We start from the raw sequence: 17,463 nt of genomic DNA, 5'->3' as shown, positions 1-17,463 counted from the left end.
TCGCCCTGCCCAATGCAAAAAACACGATTCCACGAGGAATCGTGCGCCTTACTTGCCGTCACACGTAAATGTAGGTTCGCTTCCCGATGCGGCCGACAACCGAGCGGGAAGGCGGGGGGAACGGGAGCAGCGGGAGTCCGGGACCGGAGACGGCCGCTTGCTGGATGTAAAAGAAGTTCGGGTACGTCGCTTCGTCCAGCAGCCTGGCGGATACCTTGCTTCCCGCTTTTCGAAAAGTGTTGAGCTTCGCGATGATCGCGTCCGCTTTTCGGATGCCGATGCCGTGCCCGTAATAATTACCCTGCGGCAGCTTGATGACGTTCTCGCCCTGCCACTGCGGGTATCTGGGATCGATGTCCGGGTTTTTAAAATATTGCGCATCCCCCGGGAACGCCTCCTGCTTGCCGTACTCGGTTATCAGCTGCAGGTCGTTATCGTGATTCCAGGAATGCAGATACAGGTTGCCGAACACCCGGCTGAAGCTGGCCGAACCGATCGTCTCCAGCACCCCTTTATACAGCACGATAATGATGGCCGTCGCGCACTCGAACGCGTACAGCCTGCCGTTCCGGTAAATATCGTAGATCGCCGCGGACGACTCCACGCCGGGCAGAAGCATGAAGCCGCCTTCGTCCGTCCGCTTCCAGTAGCGCGGATTGCATCTGGAACTCTTGAACGACGCGAACATTACCGGTGTCCGGCTCAAATCAATGGCTGCCTCTACGATGGCCGCTCTAAGCTTCAGCTCGAACCGGAGAGCGTCCGCCGATTCATATTGATAAGGCTTGACGCTATGCATCTTCTGTTCATACACCTCACGCTCGACCGCAGACCAGGCGCTCGGATCGACCGATTCGCTGCCTTCCGGCAAGATGATCATCGCCGTAACCCCCTCCTTCGGCTGCAGCGGGCTGAACGGTTCCAGTCTAATAAGCCCTCTGCCTCCTAGGCATTATATGCGGGGGAAAAGCCTGCGCAGACCATCAATCCATTTCATAGATCGAGCCGGATTTGCTCGCGAACAGCTCGGCATAGACCTTTTCCGCATAAGCGTCCGTCATTCCGGAGATGTAATCGGCCACGAAGCGCGGCCACGTCCACTTCGTCTTATGCTGCTCGTAGCTCTCGATCCAGTCGGGCGGAAGAATCAGTCTCCCCTTGTCCTGCAGCTTGAAGCTATCCCACAGCCGCTGGATCATGATCTCGCTTCGCTTCTGCAGCCGTTGGACGCGGAAGTCCTTGATCAGCGTAACCCATGCGAGCTTCTTCAAAATTTCCATCGTGCGGAGCAGCTCTACGTCCCGCTCGCCGCCCTGGACGAAGGTGACCCGCTTCCAGCCCTTCCTATCGTCGTCGATGATGCCGACCCGCCCGGCGAACGTGCTGACCCAGCGGGCTTTCATCTCCCGGCGCGTCCGGGACGCCTCCTTACCGCATTCGGCATAGATCGTCTCCCACTGCTCGAGATAGTCCGCAAGCACCCGTTCCACCATCGCCCGGATATCGACCTGATCCCAGCCGACCTCGAGGTTGCCGTCGTCGCTGTCGATCTCATGAACAAGATTCTCCAGCAGCCGGCCGTCCTCGAAGAAGGTGCGGTTCATTTGGATTTTGCCCGCGCGGATGCCGTCTTCAATGTCGTGGGTAGAGTAGGCGATGTCATCGCAGAGGTCCATCAGCTGCGCCTCCAGCGTCGAGCAGCCTTCCGGCATGTCCCACTTGGCTCGAAGCTGCTCGATCCACTCCCACTCCATGCCGTATACGCCCTTGATCCGGCCCGGTTCGTCCAGGCAGTACGGATATTTATTTACCGCGAGCAAGGTAGCGGCCGTCAAATCCAGTCCGCTGCCGCTGCCGGCGCGTTTCTCCAGAAACATCAGAATGCGGAAATTTTGCGCATTCCCTTCATATTTAAGCCCGTGCTCATCCGCCAGGATCCGGTTCAGCACTTCCTCGCCCTTGTGCCCGAACGGCGGATGCCCGAGGTCATGCGCCAGCGAGGCGCACTCCACCACCTGCGGCACCAGCATGAGTCCGGGGTGCTCCCTCCGCCCGAGGAAGCGGTACTGCCGCCCGATGCGGCGTGCCACCTCGCGGGCGATCTGCGACACCTCCAGCGAGTGGGTCAGCCGCGTCCGGTAATAATCGCCTGTGCCGGCTCCGAACACCTGCGATTTGCCCTGCAGCCGCCGGAAGGCCGGCGACTGGATGAGCCGCGCGTAATCGCGCTCGTATTCGTCCCGCTCCGCGCCGGGCGCCGCGAGCGGTGTTTCGTTGAAGCGAAGCTTTCGCAAGTCCATGTCAGTTCCTCCCGCTCACATGCTGTCGTTGGTCATGGCGGCGGCTCATTCGCAATGAAACGGATGAAAACCGCCGGAATTTGAACCACATTGTAGCATAACCGCAGCGGGAAGAACAATGTCAATTTGTCATTTATGTAAGGAAAATTTACATGTACGTTCGATGTGCTGTCAGCGATTGGGGGGAGGTAGGATTGTATAGTTGGATATCCTTATGGGACTTAGAGCGACACCAACCACTTACTAGCGCCCCAAGTTCACTATGAGTATTACGCCTAATTCGCATTCTTTCCGGCGCAGAAATGAACCTGCTCGCATGCTTCCAAGCTCCGTAATGAACCTACGCTCACTTGTAATGAACTCCAGTTCGCTAAATGGCGCTTCCCTCTCACTTCTATGGCTGTAATGAACCTGAGCGCTCTTGCAGCGAACTTTGGTTCCTTACTAGCGTCTCCAAGTTCACTATACGCCTACTTCTCACGCTATCCAGCTCCGTAATGAACCTACGCTCACTAACATTGAACTTCAGTTCGCTAAATAGCGCTTTCCCACAGCTGCTCTTGCACTGCTCTTGTCCTGCTCTTGCCCTGCTCTTGCCCTGCCCGCACTCCTTGCCCGCACTCCCCCCATTCCTTCATTCCGCTGCGACCAGGCTCCCAGGCTTGATGCACGAAACAGCCCGGTCCCAATGACCAGGCTGTGCGCGTTCCATCTAATGCTCGCTCTAATGCTCGCTCGCGTTAAGCACCGTGTCCGCATCCGCGGGCGGCTGCTCGGCGAACTCCTGATTGTAGTTCGGCATCACATTTTGCTTCAAATACTCCGTATCGATATATTTCGCAAGGTACTGCTTGCCGAACAGTTCGTCGTACTGCATCTCCCGGTATTTCTCCACATCGCCCTTCAGCGGCGCCGGAACGGACGGATACAGCTTGCCGCTCGCGTCGACGACGAGATTGCGCAGCATTCCCGGCATCTTCTGAGCCAGCTCGCGGTTGTAGGCTAACGTAGCCGGCAGCGGCAGGCCGATCCGGTTCAACACATAAGAGCCGAGGAAAGAGTTGCTGATCGTCGGCACCTGTTCCTTCGACAGGCCGATGTTCGACCAGGTGACAAATGGAACGCTGTGCATCCGCTGCAGCTCCTCGAGCGACCACTGCTCGGATTTGGCCGTATGAATGAAGCCTGCCTGCGTATATACGTCGTAGTCGTACCCCAGCATCGGGAGATGGTCCCCGTAAAAGATGATCACTGTCGGCTTACCCGTCTGTGTGAAATGATCGATCAGCTTCTGGAGGCTCGCATCCGCATCATGCGCCCCTTGCGTGTACGTCTCCAGCGTGCTCTTCGCGTCAGGCGTAAGCGGGCCTTCGGCTTTGATCGGATTGGTCCCGTAACGGTTGTCGTCGTACGGGCCGTGATTTTGCATCGTGACCGTGTAAATAAACATCGGCCGGTCCGAGCTGTCCACTTGCTTGATAATGCTGTTCGCCACTTCATCATCCGAGATAAAATCGCCCTTGTACTGCGGATTCGTAAACTGATCCTTGCTCATAAAGCTCTCGAAGCCCATTTGCTTATACACGTTCTCCCTGTTCCAGAACCACCCCTCATAGGAGTGGATGGCCATGCTTTTGTACCCCTGCCCTTCAAAATACCCCGCAAGGCTCGAAATCGGCCTGGAGATATATTGCTGATAAGGGATTGAGCCGGCCGGGAGGAAGCTCATCGACTGGCCGGTCAGCACCTCATACTCGACGTTGCTCGTGCCGCCTCCGAACTGGGGCGAGAGCAGGTAGCCCGACGTCGATTCCTGCTGCAGCCGGTGAACGGTCGGCACCGGATCCTCGCTGAACTTCACGTTCGGCAGCAACGTCGGGTCCCAGAACGCTTCGTTCATAATGAAGATGACGTTCGGCTTCTGGCCGCCGGCGGAATCCATGTTCAGCGAAGCCGTCTGAATCCCGCTCTGCTGCGCCGTCTTCAGCGTCTCCGCGAGACTCGCCATGGCCGCTTCGTCATAGCCGGCAGGCTTCGGCACGATCGCATTTTTCACATTCATCGTAAAAGCCAGCGCCATCCCGTTACTGCCGTAGTTCTCCGATTGATTCCACGCGATTTCGCTTGCGCCCATCCGGTCCATGACATAGCTGCTCCACGGCGCATTCACGCCGAAGGAATACAGCGCGAAGATAGCCGCCAGCCCAACCCCGATCTGGGTCAAGGGCCGGAGCCGCAGCCGAGGTACGAAGAACGACAGCACAAACAAAGCCAGCACGGAGACGACCATCGTTCCGATCCGCATCAGGGCGGATTTGTTCGCGACGAGCGGCATAATGTTCATGCTTTCCTTGTTCAGGAAAATATCCCACGGAAAGAACGGCTCGCCGATCAGCTTCACCTTGAAATAGCTGACGAACGACATCGTACACAGCAGCAATAAGGCTAATGCAAAGGATGGCAGCAGCGTACCGGTTAACCCGAAAATAAGTAAAAATACGAATAAATCCAGTATGCCGTTCATAATAAACAGCTTGGGGTTATGACTCATCCATGCCCACGTTTCGTACAGGTTGCCGCGCTGGATAAACTCCACGCCAAAAACCAGCACAAGAGGCACCGCGATACATGCGAGCACAATCCAGAAGGAGCTCCGCGCACGGCTCCGTTCCACCCCTGCATGCTTCCGTCTTTTTAAGAAAAAGGGACGCACGGTCTTTCTCACACTCCTATCCCGCGTTTTCTCTTTTTATCAATGCGGATTTTCTTTTTTATTTATTAAGCTATTGTAAACACGAAATCTTAAAGAAACATGAAAAAACGGTTGAAAGGAACAAATTGGTACGATTGTCGCAGGCTCAGCCCCATTTCTGACTCGGGATTTGGGTTGATTTCACCCCATTCGAAGCCCTTCAACGATCTTTTTGTCGAAAAATGTCTCGCAGACCCTGCCGGGTCGGCTTCCACTGGTCTGCGGATTCCGGTGAATTCTCGCGAGGCGCACCTGCCGCGGCGTTCGGGGGATGAAGCCCCCATTCGGCGGCTTGAAGGGTAGGTTGGAGCGTAGGGAAGAAGCTGTTCGAGGCATTTCCGGGAGACGATACCGCAGGCAGAGCGAACGGCTGCCGGTGGAACGAGGAACCGGACCATCCGGTGGTTGGGGTGCACATCGGGGAAGGGAAAACCCCGGCGACGATGATGCTCCCGGCGGCGGGGCTATGGAGAATGGACGTCAAGGATGGACGAGGGTTGGTTCGGGAGCGTCTGCACCGGGGTACAGGACTAGGCGAGCTCCGCCTCCTTGCCCTGCACCGGACGGCGCCAGGCGAACAAGCCGCCGAGGCTGAACAGCATGAAGGCGGCGGCGAACAGACCCGCCGCAAGCCAGCCCACCGCGGCGAAGCGGCCGAAGGCGGCATACAGCAAGCCGCCCGCGTAGGAGCCGACCGCAGCCCCTGCATACATGAGCGCGTTCGACAAGCTGGCAATGGTGCCCCGGGAATCCGGAGCCAGACTCTGCAGCGTGCTCATAATCAGCGGGAACAGGACGCCTCCGGCAAAGGAGCACAGCGTGAACAGCAGCTGCGCCCCGAGGAGCACTTGAACGGCAGGGACCGCGAGGTAGACGGCAAAGACCGTCAGGAAAGCGCCACGGAATACGCGGGCCGCCCCCCAGCGCTGCACAAGGATCCCCCCGGTCAGGCTGCCCGCCAGATTGCCGGCCCCAAGCCAAATCATCGTCTGGCCGATGCCCCCGAGATCCAGCCCGTGCTCCCTGCTCAGGAAAGTGCCGATGAAGGAGAAGGCTCCGAAGCTTCCGGTATGAAACAAGAAGTAGGCGAAGAAAGATCTTGCAGTCGAAGGAACCGCAAGAACGCTGCGGTAACGATCAGCGAGGGCCGTCCTTCCTGCAGCCGCGCGGTTCTGCGCATTAAGCGGCGGCACCGTCAGGCCGATCGCCATGGTGAGGAGAAGCGAGAGTCCGCCCAAGCAGTAGAACGGCACGGGCCAGCTTACCGCTGCCAAGAAACTGCCTAGCAGCACACCGAGCAGCTGAGACACGGACAAGCCCGCCATGGCTACGCCCATCGCCTTCACGATCTGCTGCGGCTTTCCAAGCGCCGGAATGGCGGCCCATACCTGGGGAGAGACGAATGCGGCGCTGATGCCTGCCGCCGCCCGGAACAGCAGCATGCTCCAGAAGCTGTCGGCCAGCCCACAGAGCACCGTGCTGACCGAGAAAGCCAGCATACCCCATACCATGACCCGCTTGAGGTCCAGCCGTCCGAGAGCGGCCCTGCGGCCAAGGCCGTACCGGCATATCCGAGCGCGTAGGCGCCCACAAGCCACCCCAACCACGTCGCCGGGATCTGAAAACGCTCCGTCAAGGTGGGCAGCAGCGGCGAAATGATAAACGTGTCGGTTCCGATGCCGAACATTACGAGGAAAAACAAGAAGAGAATGCGCTTCATAGCTTTAGCTCCTTTCTACTTTTTTTCGTTATGTAGTTTGTTAGTTCAATAACAATTGAACTAAAGGACAAAAAAATTCGCCCTCTCCTCTTTCAGAGGGCTCCCGGCATCCCGGCAAGACCCGCGGCGGCATGACAACCGGGCGTCTTCAATTATTCAGCGTTTCCAGGAAACCGGGCAAATACCGGCTGAATGTCTCATCGTCAATCGTAATCCATTTCGTCTGAGCGTCCTTGCGGACCCGGATCAGCCCCGCCTCCCGCAGCGTCCGAAAGTGGTAAGACGCATTGGACTTGGAGGCTTCGCACTTCTCTCCTACCTCCCCGCAGTTCATTTCGATCTTGCTTCCTTGCAGCGTGCGGATAATCTCGATCCGTGTCGGATCCGCCAGCGCCTTGAAAATTTTCACGAGCTGCTCGTCATGGGCTTTAAGTTCAATAGTCATAGAACTATGATATTTCACCAGGATATTTTTGGAAATCCCCATTTTTCTTAATGGGCTTATACAATGCTGTTCTTGTTCGGAACATTATCCAGAACGTCAGAATCCAATATGATGTCCATCGGAACAAAAATCGGCGACAAGTCTCCGTTATTCTCGCCAAAGCCCATATTCTGCTTGCTCGATATGAAGACATCGATTTTCTGGCTCGGCCCGAAGCTGAGCGTGCTGTCCCGGTCCAAGACGTTAACCTTAAAGCCTAATAAATTGACCGACATTGGAGCGAATATCATCGCGGTTCCTCCCCCGGAAGCAAGAATGCGGATCGTTTCAGTGCCGGGAAATCGACTAGATCCTTGTCGTCCACGTAATGGCTGTTGCCGACGAAATCGGAATCGTCTCCGTAATTTTGGCCGTAGCCCTGGATGCGTTTATCCGAATTCGACCATTCCGCCAAAAAATTTTGGCCGACATTGATCGCCGAAGCATTTTCGATGGAATTAATTTTGAGAATAAAAATATTATTGATTACTGTAGAATGTCCCATCGGTGTCCATCACCTCTGAAGAATTGATAATTATGTATACGCCGAGGACACTGAATTATAACCTGGCGGGACCGAAAGCAGGTGGGCGGGGTTGAATAGCGATAAGATCGGCAAATGGCTGGAGATTGCCAAGCATTTCTCCGGCAGCGAGTTCTGGAACGAGATCTTTGACCAGCCCGGAGCGAAGCAAATGATGGAGACGCACCCGTACTTCCAGGGAAGCGGCGGAGACAAGCCGGCGCTGCTGCCGCTTGTGGACTTGCTTCAGGGAGACGGAGAGCTGATTGTTTTGGTCGATTTGCCCGGCGTCGCCAAGGAGGATGTGGAGCTATCCGCAGGGCCGGGGGCGCTTTACGTGAAAGGCGAGGCCAAGCCTTTGTTTCCGGGGGCGGCATTCCTGTCCAAGGAGCGGCTGAACGGTCCGTTCACGCGGACCATTCCGCTGCCCGCGGAGGCAAGCAGCCCGGCCAGCCGGATCACCGCCGCCTATCATGAAGGGGTGCTGATCGTTCGGATTACGACACCGGCTCCTCCGAAGCGAAGCATCCCAATCGATTGAGGCCGGAACACGAGGGCGCGTCGATGACATCCCGGTCGTCAATGAGGGCCTTATGTCCGACCACGGCGCAGCCATCCCCATAGTGTTGGCCGAAGCCCTGGTTCAGCCTGATTCCGGCTTGCACGCCGATTCGGACGTTGCTCCCGAAGCCTATGGCCGTTGATTTTGACAGCTGGTTTACCTTAATGAAACCGAAATTCGCTTGTGCTGGATGAAACATATGAAGGTCCCTCCTGTACGGGATGTTCGATCTAGACCAGTCTATGTGAAAAGGGGTGCGGGAATGCCGTCATTCGCAGCATGGATTCGCGGGAAGCTCGGATCTGCGCCATCCCCGGCCTTGGAACGGCGGATCGCCGAGCTGGAGGCGAGACTCCGGACTTTAACGGCAGACAAGCCCGCGGAAGCCGCTCCGGCCATCGTGATCGAGCATCTCTCCATTGAGAAGCTGGTCGTAGAGAAGCTGGAGCACAGCAACAACTTTGGGGCCTTGGGAATCAAGGAACTGAAGGGCAAGCTGAACATCGGCGTCAATCATACGGGACCGATTGCGGCGGAGACGCTGGAGGCTTTTCTTGAAGGGGCGGAAGACTTGACCGGCAAAGGCTGCGGAGGCGCAGCCGCCGGAGGAGCGCCCCGTCCGGCTGCGAAATCCGGCGTGACGGGGAACGGACCAAGCTGTCATATCCGGCCCAAAGCTCTGTAAGCCCGTACAATGTGCCGAACAAGGCCCGCGGTCCGGTCCGGTGATCGGCTTGCTTCGCCACCCTATTTGTGGTACAACGTCCATACAAAGACTGCGATGCCAAAGAGAGGAGTAAAGCCGCATGAGAAAATTCATGGTCCCCGGCGTCCTGATCGCTCTGGCCCTTTTCTTAAGCGTTTGGAGCTACCCTCATCTCCCGGATACGCTGACCATCCATTGGGGAGCCAAGGGAGAACCCAACGGATTCGCTCCGAAGAGCTCGGCCCTGCTCATCGCCCCCATTCTGATGGTTGTTCTGACCTTTCTGTTCCGGAGTCTGGCGGCCGCCGGACCTCAAAGCCAGGAAGCCGCTCACCGCCATGCCATGCAGGCGATCGAGACGATGACCTTGCTGCTGCTGCTGGCGGTGCACGCGCTGATGATCGTCCACGGGCTCGGCCATCCTCTCAACATGAGCCGTGCCGCTCTGCTGCTCGTCGGACTGATGATGATCGGCCTCGGAAGCGTCCTTCCGAAGCTCGGTCCGAACGTCTACGCGGGCATCCGTACGCCCTGGACGCTGGCGGACAAGACCGTGTGGCGCAGAACCCACCGCGCCGCCGGTCCGATCTTCACCTCGGGCGGAGCCGCCATGATCGCCGGGCTGCTCTGGCTGCCCGCCGGGACGGCCCGCTATGTGCTGTTCGGCATACTTGCCGCCACGATTCTTCTCGTCCTCGGCTTATCGTATTACTTTGCGAAGAAGCCGTAACCTGGGGCAGCAGCGCCAAGGGACCGGCTTCCGCTGACGGAAACCGGTCCCTTGGGAGATTCGACCATTTATTGCCTGGATTGTTGAATGATCACGCCGTCTTTTTTCTTATAGCGTTCATTCGCTTCTTTCAAGATTTCGTTGCCGCCTTTGGACTTATATTCCTCGATGACCTTCGGCCAGTCGGAGATCGGCTCCTTGCCGTAAATCATCTTGACCATATGGTCGATGATCAGCTTCGGACCCACGTCATCGGCTTGAGGAGCGAGGTCAGGATATTTCGCGAACGACGGCAGCGCCGGAACGAAGCGAACGCTGCCCAGTCCTTCTTTGGACAGAATCGTATCGAAATTTTTGATCATGTCCCTGCCGTCCTGGGTCTGCTCGGAACGAAGCTTGTTGTACACCACGTCGTGCACGAACCACAGGTTGCTGCGGAAGCCTTCTTCGTCGATGCCGTCCTGGTTCGTCGGGCGCTTATAGTTGATGCTGCCGTTCTCCACCGTATAGTTTTCCCCCTCGATACCGAAGCTGAAAAATTTCTCCATCTCGGGGCTCAGCATGGAATCAAAGAACTTCACGATCTGGATTGCCTTGTCCTTGCTGACGTTCTTGTTAATGTAGTAGGAGTTCACAATGCTGGAATACAGCAGATGTCCGCCCTTGTTTTCCGGCCCGCGAGGCGACGGAATGACGTCAACCTTCGCCGACGGCATCACATCCTTGAGCTTGCCGCGGAAGTTGATCAGCCCTTCGGCATTGGCCGACCAGCTGCCTGCCTTGCCGCTCTCGATATTTTTGCTGTAGTCCGTTGACGAGATCGTCGCAAAATCCTTCGGCACGAGACCTTCATCATACATCGTTTTGTATACCTGAAGCGCCTTGGTCATATTCTCGACATCAAAAAACTTCGGCACGATCTGGTCGCCCTGCACCTCGAACTGCGCCGGAAGCACGTCATAGGCGCCAAGGAACGTATCGGCGTACTTGAAATTCTCGCGCAGCTGGTACGTGTTGTCGATGCCCAGCTTCTTGAAGGCGAGGAGCATATTCAGAAACTCCTCGACGGTCTTGGGCTGTGGAAGTCCCGTCTTCTCCAGCAAATCCGTTCGGATGAATGTGGCGCGGCGCGACGTGTTGGACAGCCAGTTCGGAATGCCATAAATTTTCCCCTGGTAGGTGGTCTCGTCCCACGCTTCCTTCGGCACCGCTTTCATTAAATTCGGAGCATACTGCTTCAGCAGATCGTCCAGCGGCATGAACACACCGGCCTCCACCGAGCCCGACATTCCCTTCGACGTCGCTCCACCCACGTTCTGAACCACATCCGGTATATCGTTGCCGGCGAACATGACCGCCATCTTGGCGTCGAAATCCTTCAGCGGAATCATGCGCAGATCGATGTTCGAATTCGTCTTCTCCTCCAGCTTCTTAACCCATTTATCCTGGTTAATGTCGGGAGATTTCTCAGCATATTTGTTGCCGCTCGTCGAAATGAGCATGGAGAATTTCAGCTTGCCCCCCGGAGCCGCCGCTTCCTGCTTCTTGTCCGCACCGCCGCAGCCCGCTAAAGAGCCAAGCGCCAAAGTGCCGGCCAACGCCGTAACCACTACCTTGTTCATGCTGTCCCTCTTTTCTCTACGGAAAATTGTTAATAAACTTATCCTAGCCTGTTCTTTCCCATTCGGGGATGCAGTAATTTATTGTCGGATTGTGTTTTTTTACGATTGCCTGGGACCAGGATAAACGGCTTCGCCGTCCAGGCTGTGGAGAAACCCATGAAAAAGAAAAACAGCCATGGTACACCGGTGGGGTATCCCCCTCCGGCCGCTGTTGTTAGCCGTAAAATTTTCAATTTATTCGCTATGCAGCACCTACGGGGGATACCCCGCCTACCACCTTTTGCATTTTTCATTATATCCGGTTTTCCCATCAATCTGAACGGCAACTCCGTCCTTGTCTTACCCAAGATAAACGGCTATGCCGTCTTTGTCTTACAAGGACCAGCGCGTTATCAAAGTTGATGCGAAGCTGTAAGTTGTGAAAACTTATAAATTCTTATAAACAAAAAAACCGTAGTCCGATGGACTACGGCTGCCGACGCGAGATTAACCTTTCAGAATGGCTTCGATCTCGGCCAGCTCTTCCTGCGACAGCTCGCTGTTACCCAGCGCGCCTACTGCATCCTCGATCTGGCTTACCTTGCTTGCGCCGATCAGGGCGGAGGTTACGCGGCCTCCCCGGAGAACCCAAACCAGCGCCATCTGGGACAGCTTCTGTCCGCGGCGGTCGGCCAGCTCCTGCAGCCGCCGGGTCTTTCCGAGCAGCTCCTCGGTCAGCTCCTCCGGCTTCAAGAACTGGCTCGGGCCGGCGGCCCGGGAATCGGCCGGAATGCCGTTCAGGTAGCGGTTCGTCAGCATCCCCTTTGCCAAAGGCGAGAAAGCTATGGAGCCGATGCCTTCCTCCTGCAGCACATCCAGGAGCCGCTCTTCCGGACTGCGCACGAGCATCGAATACCTCGGCTGATGGATCAGGCAGGGCGTTCCGAGCCTCTTCAGAATCTTGGAAGCCGCCTCGGTTTGTTCCGCATTGTAGTTGGAAATGCCGACGTAAAGCGCCTTTCCTTGACGGACGATATGGTCCAAGGCACCCATCGTCTCTTCGAGAGGCGTGTTAGGATCCGGCCGGTGATGGTAATAAATATCAACATAATCAAGGCCCATCCGCTTGAGGCTTTGATCCAGACTAGCGATCATATTCTTCCTCGAGCCCCATTCGCCGTAAGGCCCCGGCCACATGTAAAAGCCTGCCTTGGTGGATACGATGATCTCATCCCGATATGGAGCGAGGTCATCCTTCAGGATACGGCCGAAGGTTTCCTCCGCGGAGCCTGGAGGCGGTCCGTAGTTGTTCGCGAGGTCGAAGTGCGTAATGCCCAGGTCAAAGGCGCGGCGTACCATCGCCCGCCCGTTCTCATAGGTGTCGATGCCTCCGAAATTGTGCCAAAGTCCCAAGGAAATTGTGGAAAGCTTCAGACCGCTGTTGCCGCAGCGGCGGTACTCCATCTCGGTATAACGATTAGCGTCTGCTGTATAAGGCATTACCCTTGTCCTCCTGTACGCTTATTTCATCCATGTCCATTGTACTCAAAGTTCCGGATCCGGCCTATATCAGCATGGCCGCAATATATGGTATAATGTCGCCAATTTAAACACTGCCATCATTCCCGGGAGGCTCCGATGTCCAGAAGCAAATACCAGTACACGGAACAATCAATTGATACAAGCACGGACTTGAGGCTGTATTACTGCGGCTCCGAGGAATGCTGCCCCGGACATGCCTGGGGACCCGGCATCAAAGACCATTACAAGATTCACTACGTGCTGGAAGGCCGGGGGCAATTCAAAATTGCCGGGAAGGAATACCGGCTCGGCGCAGGACACGGCTTCCTGATCGAGCCGGACCAGCTGGCCTGGTACCAAGCCGACAAGGAGATACCTTGGTCGTACGCCTGGGTGGCGTTCAACGGAACCGCCGCCGAGGGCTACCTGCAGCGGGCCGGCTTAACCGCAGACCGGCCTGTGTTCCGGTGCAAAGTGCCCGGACCGATGGAGGAGAGCTTCCGGCGGCTTCTGGAAGCGAGCCGCTGCCAAGACAGCCGCGACTTGATGCTGCTGAGTGCGCTGTACGGCCTCTTCGCGGTGCTGATCGGGAAGAACTCCGATCGTCCGCCCGGCGGTACGGGGCCGGCCCGCCTTTCTCTTGACCGTTACGTGCAGAAGGCGCTGGAATATATCGAAACAAACTATTCCCACAGCATGACCGTGGAAGGTATGGCCGAGCAGCTGGGTCTGAGCCGCAAATATATGGCCAAGCGCTTCAAGGAGACGGTCGGCCGGTCCCCGCAGGACTATCTGGTGGACTACCGGCTCGGCAAAGCCGCGAGGCTGCTCGGCGACGCCTCGTTATCCGTGAGCGAGATAGCCCGTTCCGTGGGCTACGATGATCCGCTCTTGTTCTCGCGCATGTTCAAGAAGCGTCAGGGAATGTCGCCGCAGCAGTTCCGCAAGGACCTCTCCCTTCCCCGCTAAACTAACTTCTCAAGCGGGTAAATGCCGGGTCCTATGTGAACGCCCGCTGCGGGATCGCCGGCTCCGGGCTTAACCCTCTTTTCCAAATCCGGAAAAAAATAAAAAGCCGCCCTTCCGGCGAAACGCCTCCGGAAGATCGGCTTGGTCTATTGTTTTATGCTATATCGGCGAGGGGGAATCCGCTGACAGCAGGATCAGGCTTCTGTCTCCTGTTGCATTTGAATAAAGCCGTTCACGTCCCGGTCCGCCTTGCTCTGGTTGCAGGCATAGCAGGAGCAGACGCAGTTCACCGGGGTCGTATGACCCCCTTTGGATTTCGGCAGGATATGGTCGATCGTATCCCCGTAACCGCCGCAGTAGTAACAAGTATGGCGATCCCGTTCCATGATCATCCGGCGGAAGTCGTCATTGCTGTACAGCCTGCGGATCAGATGGGGATTGATGATGACGGCGGCATGTTCCTCCACAAGCAGCCGCGCAAGCTCCCAGTCGATTTCTTGGATCCACCGTTTGCCGTTGTTGCTCTTCCCCTTCATCCGCACCATTCCGTCTTTATTCGGACGCAGTGCGGTGCGTCGCACGTCCTTGCGTACGGGGAACCGGGTATCGGTTTCCATCCGTACGGGCTTAGTTGCAGGATTCAAGACGACAGGCGCCGCCGGTGCCCGAAGCGGTGACTTTTCCGCAGCCGGAGGCGACTTACGGCGCTTGCGATCACAGGAGCGGCAGCAGCCTTTGCGCGAGCCCGCGCCGGAACGTCTCCCGCGGCGGGTAGGGAATTGCCGGTAATATTTCTGCTCGCCGCACAGGGCGCATTCTTTATATAAGCGGCAATGTGCCCCGATCTCAACCGTCGCCATGGTTCACCACGCATCCCGTCTGCTGTTATTCTCCTTTCCAGTATATCAAAAATTTCATGTTCATTTCATTCTTTCATGCTAAGATCGGCGACAACAAGCATCCCCCATATCATTATATGGAAAGGAAGTCCGATCGCATGAGTTACATTTTGCAAAATTTGCATTTCATCTTTATTCACTTTCCCATTGCCCTGCTTCTCGTCAGCTTTCTGTTCGATCTCCTCGGAAGCCTGCTTCGCAAGTCAGACTGGCACACCGCAGGCCTGCTCTGCCTGATCCTGGGGACGCTCGGCGCGATTGCCGCGGTCGCAACCGGGCCGGAGGACAGGAATCCGCTCCTTCCTACCCATGAGCTGTTCGGGAAGCTGACCATGATTCTATTCATTCTGCTCACCCTGGCCCGCCTGTTCTACCGGTTCCGGAAGTCCGCCGATATCGGGGGAGCGCCGGTATATTTGGCGGCGGCGCTGATCGGCATCTGTCTCGTTTCGTATACAGGCCACCTCGGCGGCCAAATGGTGCATAAACAGCGTCCCGCCGTGCCCGGCAAGCCCGGCTCCGGTCCGGTTCGCCCTCCCGGCGGCTCGCCGAGCGGGAATCCGGCTCCGAATGCGCCTGCGGTCAAGAGCTCTACATAAGTCCTTTCCGGCTGCGGCACGCATCCCTGGCGCCGGCATTTCCGGCCACTCATCCCCATAGATGAACAAGCGTTTTCCCAAAGTCGGCAAACATCTGAACAAAAGCGTATCGACCTTCTGGTCCTAGTAAGGTATGATGGGCTGAAGAAAGAGGATTTCGGATAGGAGGAATCGACATGCAGCATCTTCAACCGCCTAGAACGATAGTATACATCGGCGACAGCGTGACCGACTGCGAAAGAAACAGGGAAGACGGCAGAGACCTCGGGAACGGATATGCGCGGATCGCAGCGGAGGCCTTATCCTCCCGTCATCCCGAATTTGCGATTACCTGCTATAACCGCGGGATCAGCGGAGACCGCCTGGAATCGTTAACGGAACGGTGGGAGGACGATTGCCTCCGGCTGAAGCCGGACGTCATCTCCTTATTGATCGGCGTCAATCATACGGTACACCGGTTCAAGAGAGACCGTACTACGGATACGGACACATTCGAGGCGCTGTACCGCCGTCTGCTGGAGAAGACGGTGCCTGTAACCGATGCGAAGCTGATCCTGCTGGAGCCGTTCGTGCTGCCGGTGGAAAGAAGCGATACCCCGGAATTCGTTCCGATGCTAAGCCGGTATACGGAATGGAGAGAAGATCTCGAGCCGAAGCAAGCCGTCATCCGGAAACTGGCCAAGGAATTCGGCGCCCTGCACGTGCCGCTCGACGCGCGGTTCGCCCGCGCCGCAGACACCCGCCCCCCGGCTTACTGGATTCCGGACGGCGTACATCCATCCGCCGCCGGGCATGCTCTCATCGCCGAGGCATGGCTGGAAGACGTTCAAATCTCATAGGCCAGGATAAACGGCTACGCCGTCTTTGTCTTGCAAGGACCAGCGCGTTTATCAAGGTTGATGCGAAGCTATAAGCCCACGAAACTTATAAATTCTTATCAACCGAAAAAAAAGCACCGGTCTCCCCAAGCCGAGGAGATCGGTGCTTTCTTTATGCAGCTGCGGCTTAGCCGCGGCCTTCGTTGTTTTCCATCCCATACGTTGGGTCGAGCGGCTCGCTCATCGCGATGATCTCGTCCAGCTCCGTATACTCCTCATTCGCTAGTGCAAGAATCTCCTGATCGGTTTCATTCCTGCCCTGAATCTGTTCGGCGGCTTGCGCTTGGCGGTTCAGCTGTCTTTCGACCTGTCCGATTCCGTGAGCACCTTGATGATTGCGGCTACTTGCCATAAGTAACAGCCTCCTCCGAAGGAATGATGGATGATGGATCACTCCGTTAGAATTCGCAGCCGAAGACCGGTTTATGCTTGGCCGCCTTCCGCTCAGAAGGGGCCATATCTTTTTTTAGGTAGCGGCGCTCAAAACAAACCTTTTTGCTTCTCGCGGTGTATATGTCGGTAGAATGGAAAATCGAAGGCGGTGTTATTCATGGACGCTTCGTCCAAAATCGGCATCCTCAAAGCCCTTGAGGTGGAATGCTACAGCATTTGCTATTATGTATTACAGCAGGAGACCTTGGCGACCCAAGCGTCCAAAGAGACGATGCAGGAGCTGTGGAGCTCCGAAAGCTTCTACCTGCAGGATGCCGATCATCGGTTGAAAGCCTTGAAGCAGCTGGCGCTCCGAAGGTCTATGGGAATATACCGGACCCATCTGGCCGAGCGTATCCAAGTCCTCGTAGCCAATTAAGATGAGCGTGAGATTCCAAACGAAAGGAGTGGGCTGCGAATGGAAGACCTCCTACAGCGCTGCAAAGAAAATATGGATGCTTTCGGGGAGCTGTATCGGCTGTACAGCGCTGATGTTTTCCGAACCGCCTACTTACTCGTCCGGAATCGAAGCATGGCGGAGGATATTACCCAAGAAACGTTTATTTTGCTTTTTTCCAAAATACCTTTGTATACGAAGAACGCGGGGTCCTTCAGGAATTGGTTGTACAGCGTCACCATGAATACGACCAAGAACAGCCTGCGGAAGCAGTTGTCGCAGAGATCCTCTGTGATAGCTGCTTTTTTGGTAATCTACCTTACAGAACATTTTTCTTTTCTCCGGTAACATGAATCTAAAGCCGGAACTGAAGGGATCATTTTTTGTATG

The 17,463-nt window shown here is 56.4% G+C and carries 22 protein-coding genes; 9 read left to right on the top strand and 13 right to left on the bottom strand.

All coding sequences use genetic code 11. From position 1 onward, the window contains the following. Positions 1-58 precede the first annotated feature (58 nt). The 8 genes from O9H85_RS16835 to O9H85_RS16800 form a co-directional block, all read right to left on the bottom strand. Positions 59-880: a protein-glutamine gamma-glutamyltransferase gene (locus O9H85_RS16835; RefSeq protein WP_269882576.1), complete on the bottom strand. Its 822-nt coding sequence runs from the start codon at positions 878-880 to the stop codon at positions 59-61. A gap of 103 nt (positions 881-983) precedes the next feature. Then, the gene (locus O9H85_RS16830) at positions 984-2,300 is read right to left on the bottom strand and encodes a deoxyguanosinetriphosphate triphosphohydrolase family protein (protein WP_269882575.1); all 1,317 of its coding nucleotides are present in this window, start codon (positions 2,298-2,300) and stop codon (positions 984-986) included. A 724-nt stretch (positions 2,301-3,024) separates the two neighbouring features. Beyond that, entirely contained in the window at positions 3,025-4,974 is a 1,950-nt protein-coding gene (locus tag O9H85_RS16825; protein WP_269882574.1) for an LTA synthase family protein, read from the bottom strand. Positions 4,975-5,212: 238 nt separating this feature from the next. Next, positions 5,213-5,470 carry a hypothetical protein gene (locus O9H85_RS16820; RefSeq protein WP_269882573.1) on the bottom strand — a complete coding sequence of 86 codons (258 nt, stop codon included), beginning with the start codon at positions 5,468-5,470 and terminating at the stop codon, positions 5,213-5,215. A 112-nt stretch (positions 5,471-5,582) separates the two neighbouring features. Then, positions 5,583-6,650: an MFS transporter gene (locus O9H85_RS16815; protein ID WP_269882572.1), complete on the bottom strand. Its 1,068-nt coding sequence runs from the start codon at positions 6,648-6,650 to the stop codon at positions 5,583-5,585. A gap of 270 nt (positions 6,651-6,920) precedes the next feature. Then, on the bottom strand, positions 6,921-7,217 hold the full coding sequence (locus O9H85_RS16810) for an ArsR/SmtB family transcription factor (protein WP_269882571.1): 297 nt from the start codon (positions 7,215-7,217) through the stop codon (positions 6,921-6,923). 56 nt (positions 7,218-7,273) lie between these two features. Then, on the bottom strand, positions 7,274-7,507 hold the full coding sequence (locus O9H85_RS16805) for a hypothetical protein (protein WP_269882570.1): 234 nt from the start codon (positions 7,505-7,507) through the stop codon (positions 7,274-7,276). After that, entirely contained in the window at positions 7,504-7,761 is a 258-nt protein-coding gene (locus O9H85_RS16800; RefSeq protein WP_269882569.1) for a hypothetical protein, read from the bottom strand. The genes O9H85_RS16805 and O9H85_RS16800 overlap by 4 nt, the downstream gene beginning before the upstream one ends. A 91-nt stretch (positions 7,762-7,852) precedes the next feature. Here O9H85_RS16800 and O9H85_RS16795 point away from each other — a divergent pair, with 91 nt between their 5' ends. Continuing rightward, entirely contained in the window at positions 7,853-8,320 is a 468-nt protein-coding gene (locus tag O9H85_RS16795; RefSeq protein ID WP_269882568.1) for an Hsp20/alpha crystallin family protein, read from the top strand. On the opposite strand, the gene O9H85_RS16790 is transcribed toward O9H85_RS16795, so the two are convergent. Beyond that, entirely contained in the window at positions 8,277-8,540 is a 264-nt protein-coding gene (locus tag O9H85_RS16790) for a hypothetical protein (protein ID WP_269882567.1), read from the bottom strand. The genes O9H85_RS16795 and O9H85_RS16790 overlap by 44 nt on opposite strands. A gap of 63 nt (positions 8,541-8,603) precedes the next feature. Here O9H85_RS16790 and O9H85_RS16785 point away from each other — a divergent pair, with 63 nt between their 5' ends. Further along, positions 8,604-9,026, top strand: coding sequence for a hypothetical protein (locus tag O9H85_RS16785; RefSeq protein ID WP_269882566.1), 423 nt, complete (start codon positions 8,604-8,606; stop codon positions 9,024-9,026). Between the two features lie 121 nt (positions 9,027-9,147). After that, positions 9,148-9,777: an SdpI family protein gene (locus O9H85_RS16780; protein WP_269882565.1), complete on the top strand. Its 630-nt coding sequence runs from the start codon at positions 9,148-9,150 to the stop codon at positions 9,775-9,777. A 68-nt stretch (positions 9,778-9,845) separates the two neighbouring features. Here O9H85_RS16780 and O9H85_RS16775 read toward each other — a convergent pair whose 3' ends face one another. Next, complete coding sequence (locus tag O9H85_RS16775) at positions 9,846-11,399, bottom strand: type 2 periplasmic-binding domain-containing protein (RefSeq protein WP_269882564.1); 1,554 nt, start codon at positions 11,397-11,399, stop codon at positions 9,846-9,848. A 156-nt stretch (positions 11,400-11,555) separates the two neighbouring features. Here O9H85_RS16775 and O9H85_RS16770 point away from each other — a divergent pair, with 156 nt between their 5' ends. After that, positions 11,556-11,801 (top strand): hypothetical protein, encoded by a 246-nt coding sequence (locus O9H85_RS16770; protein WP_269882563.1) that lies wholly within the window; start codon positions 11,556-11,558, stop codon positions 11,799-11,801. 84 nt (positions 11,802-11,885) lie between these two features. Here the strand turns inward: O9H85_RS16770 and O9H85_RS16765 are convergent, their stop codons facing one another. Continuing rightward, positions 11,886-12,878, bottom strand: a complete 993-nt coding sequence (locus tag O9H85_RS16765; RefSeq protein ID WP_269882562.1) for an aldo/keto reductase — start codon at positions 12,876-12,878, stop codon at positions 11,886-11,888. Positions 12,879-13,016: 138 nt separating this feature from the next. Between O9H85_RS16765 and O9H85_RS16760 the strand changes: the two genes are divergently transcribed. Then, positions 13,017-13,868, top strand: coding sequence for an AraC family transcriptional regulator (locus tag O9H85_RS16760; RefSeq protein WP_269882561.1), 852 nt, complete (start codon positions 13,017-13,019; stop codon positions 13,866-13,868). A gap of 194 nt (positions 13,869-14,062) precedes the next feature. Here O9H85_RS16760 and O9H85_RS16755 read toward each other — a convergent pair whose 3' ends face one another. Further along, entirely contained in the window at positions 14,063-14,728 is a 666-nt protein-coding gene (locus O9H85_RS16755; protein WP_269882560.1) for an HNH endonuclease, read from the bottom strand. A 137-nt stretch (positions 14,729-14,865) separates the two neighbouring features. Here O9H85_RS16755 and O9H85_RS16750 point away from each other — a divergent pair, with 137 nt between their 5' ends. Beyond that, positions 14,866-15,366 carry a DUF2231 domain-containing protein gene (locus tag O9H85_RS16750; RefSeq protein ID WP_269882559.1) on the top strand — a complete coding sequence of 167 codons (501 nt, stop codon included), beginning with the start codon at positions 14,866-14,868 and terminating at the stop codon, positions 15,364-15,366. 176 nt (positions 15,367-15,542) lie between these two features. Continuing rightward, positions 15,543-16,205: an SGNH/GDSL hydrolase family protein gene (locus tag O9H85_RS16745; protein WP_269882557.1), complete on the top strand. Its 663-nt coding sequence runs from the start codon at positions 15,543-15,545 to the stop codon at positions 16,203-16,205. A gap of 166 nt (positions 16,206-16,371) precedes the next feature. Here the strand turns inward: O9H85_RS16745 and O9H85_RS16740 are convergent, their stop codons facing one another. Next, positions 16,372-16,596, bottom strand: coding sequence for a hypothetical protein (locus O9H85_RS16740; protein ID WP_269882556.1), 225 nt, complete (start codon positions 16,594-16,596; stop codon positions 16,372-16,374). 198 nt (positions 16,597-16,794) lie between these two features. Here O9H85_RS16740 and O9H85_RS16735 point away from each other — a divergent pair, with 198 nt between their 5' ends. Continuing rightward, the gene (locus tag O9H85_RS16735; RefSeq protein ID WP_269882555.1) at positions 16,795-17,055 is read left to right on the top strand and encodes a hypothetical protein; all 261 of its coding nucleotides are present in this window, start codon (positions 16,795-16,797) and stop codon (positions 17,053-17,055) included. A 39-nt stretch (positions 17,056-17,094) separates the two neighbouring features. Beyond that, positions 17,095-17,421 (top strand): RNA polymerase sigma factor, encoded by a 327-nt coding sequence (locus tag O9H85_RS16730; protein ID WP_269882554.1) that lies wholly within the window; start codon positions 17,095-17,097, stop codon positions 17,419-17,421. The last annotated feature ends 42 nt before the right edge of the window (positions 17,422-17,463 follow it).

This window comes from Paenibacillus gyeongsangnamensis (assembly GCF_027533625.1).
Lineage (GTDB): Bacteria > Bacillota > Bacilli > Paenibacillales > NBRC-103111 > Paenibacillus_G > Paenibacillus_G gyeongsangnamensis.
This window is presented reverse-complemented; position numbering and strand designations above follow the sequence as displayed.

Excerpts from the sequence above, each read along its gene's own strand:
- O9H85_RS16760 (WP_269882561.1), top strand. The coding sequence starts at position 13,017 with ATGTCCAGAAGCAAATACCAGTACACGGAACAATCAATTGATACAAGC.
- O9H85_RS16790 (WP_269882567.1), bottom strand. The coding sequence starts at position 8,540 with ATGTTTCATCCAGCACAAGCGAATTTCGGTTTCATTAAGGTAAACCAG.
- O9H85_RS16750 (WP_269882559.1), top strand. The coding sequence starts at position 14,866 with ATGAGTTACATTTTGCAAAATTTGCATTTCATCTTTATTCACTTTCCC.
- O9H85_RS16770 (WP_269882563.1), top strand. The coding sequence starts at position 11,556 with ATGAAAAAGAAAAACAGCCATGGTACACCGGTGGGGTATCCCCCTCCG.
- O9H85_RS16775 (WP_269882564.1), bottom strand. The coding sequence starts at position 11,399 with ATGAACAAGGTAGTGGTTACGGCGTTGGCCGGCACTTTGGCGCTTGGC.
- O9H85_RS16835 (WP_269882576.1), bottom strand. The coding sequence starts at position 880 with ATGATCATCTTGCCGGAAGGCAGCGAATCGGTCGATCCGAGCGCCTGG.
- O9H85_RS16740 (WP_269882556.1), bottom strand. The coding sequence starts at position 16,596 with ATGGCAAGTAGCCGCAATCATCAAGGTGCTCACGGAATCGGACAGGTC.
- O9H85_RS16780 (WP_269882565.1), top strand. The coding sequence starts at position 9,148 with ATGAGAAAATTCATGGTCCCCGGCGTCCTGATCGCTCTGGCCCTTTTC.
- O9H85_RS16755 (WP_269882560.1), bottom strand. The coding sequence starts at position 14,728 with ATGGCGACGGTTGAGATCGGGGCACATTGCCGCTTATATAAAGAATGC.
- O9H85_RS16810 (WP_269882571.1), bottom strand. The coding sequence starts at position 7,217 with ATGACTATTGAACTTAAAGCCCATGACGAGCAGCTCGTGAAAATTTTC.
- O9H85_RS16800 (WP_269882569.1), bottom strand. The coding sequence starts at position 7,761 with ATGGGACATTCTACAGTAATCAATAATATTTTTATTCTCAAAATTAAT.
- O9H85_RS16830 (WP_269882575.1), bottom strand. The coding sequence starts at position 2,300 with ATGGACTTGCGAAAGCTTCGCTTCAACGAAACACCGCTCGCGGCGCCC.
- O9H85_RS16820 (WP_269882573.1), bottom strand. The coding sequence starts at position 5,470 with ATGTGCACCCCAACCACCGGATGGTCCGGTTCCTCGTTCCACCGGCAG.
- O9H85_RS16785 (WP_269882566.1), top strand. The coding sequence starts at position 8,604 with ATGCCGTCATTCGCAGCATGGATTCGCGGGAAGCTCGGATCTGCGCCA.
- O9H85_RS16730 (WP_269882554.1), top strand. The coding sequence starts at position 17,095 with ATGGAAGACCTCCTACAGCGCTGCAAAGAAAATATGGATGCTTTCGGG.
- O9H85_RS16745 (WP_269882557.1), top strand. The coding sequence starts at position 15,543 with ATGCAGCATCTTCAACCGCCTAGAACGATAGTATACATCGGCGACAGC.
- O9H85_RS16735 (WP_269882555.1), top strand. The coding sequence starts at position 16,795 with ATGGACGCTTCGTCCAAAATCGGCATCCTCAAAGCCCTTGAGGTGGAA.
- O9H85_RS16805 (WP_269882570.1), bottom strand. The coding sequence starts at position 7,507 with ATGATATTCGCTCCAATGTCGGTCAATTTATTAGGCTTTAAGGTTAAC.
- O9H85_RS16765 (WP_269882562.1), bottom strand. The coding sequence starts at position 12,878 with ATGCCTTATACAGCAGACGCTAATCGTTATACCGAGATGGAGTACCGC.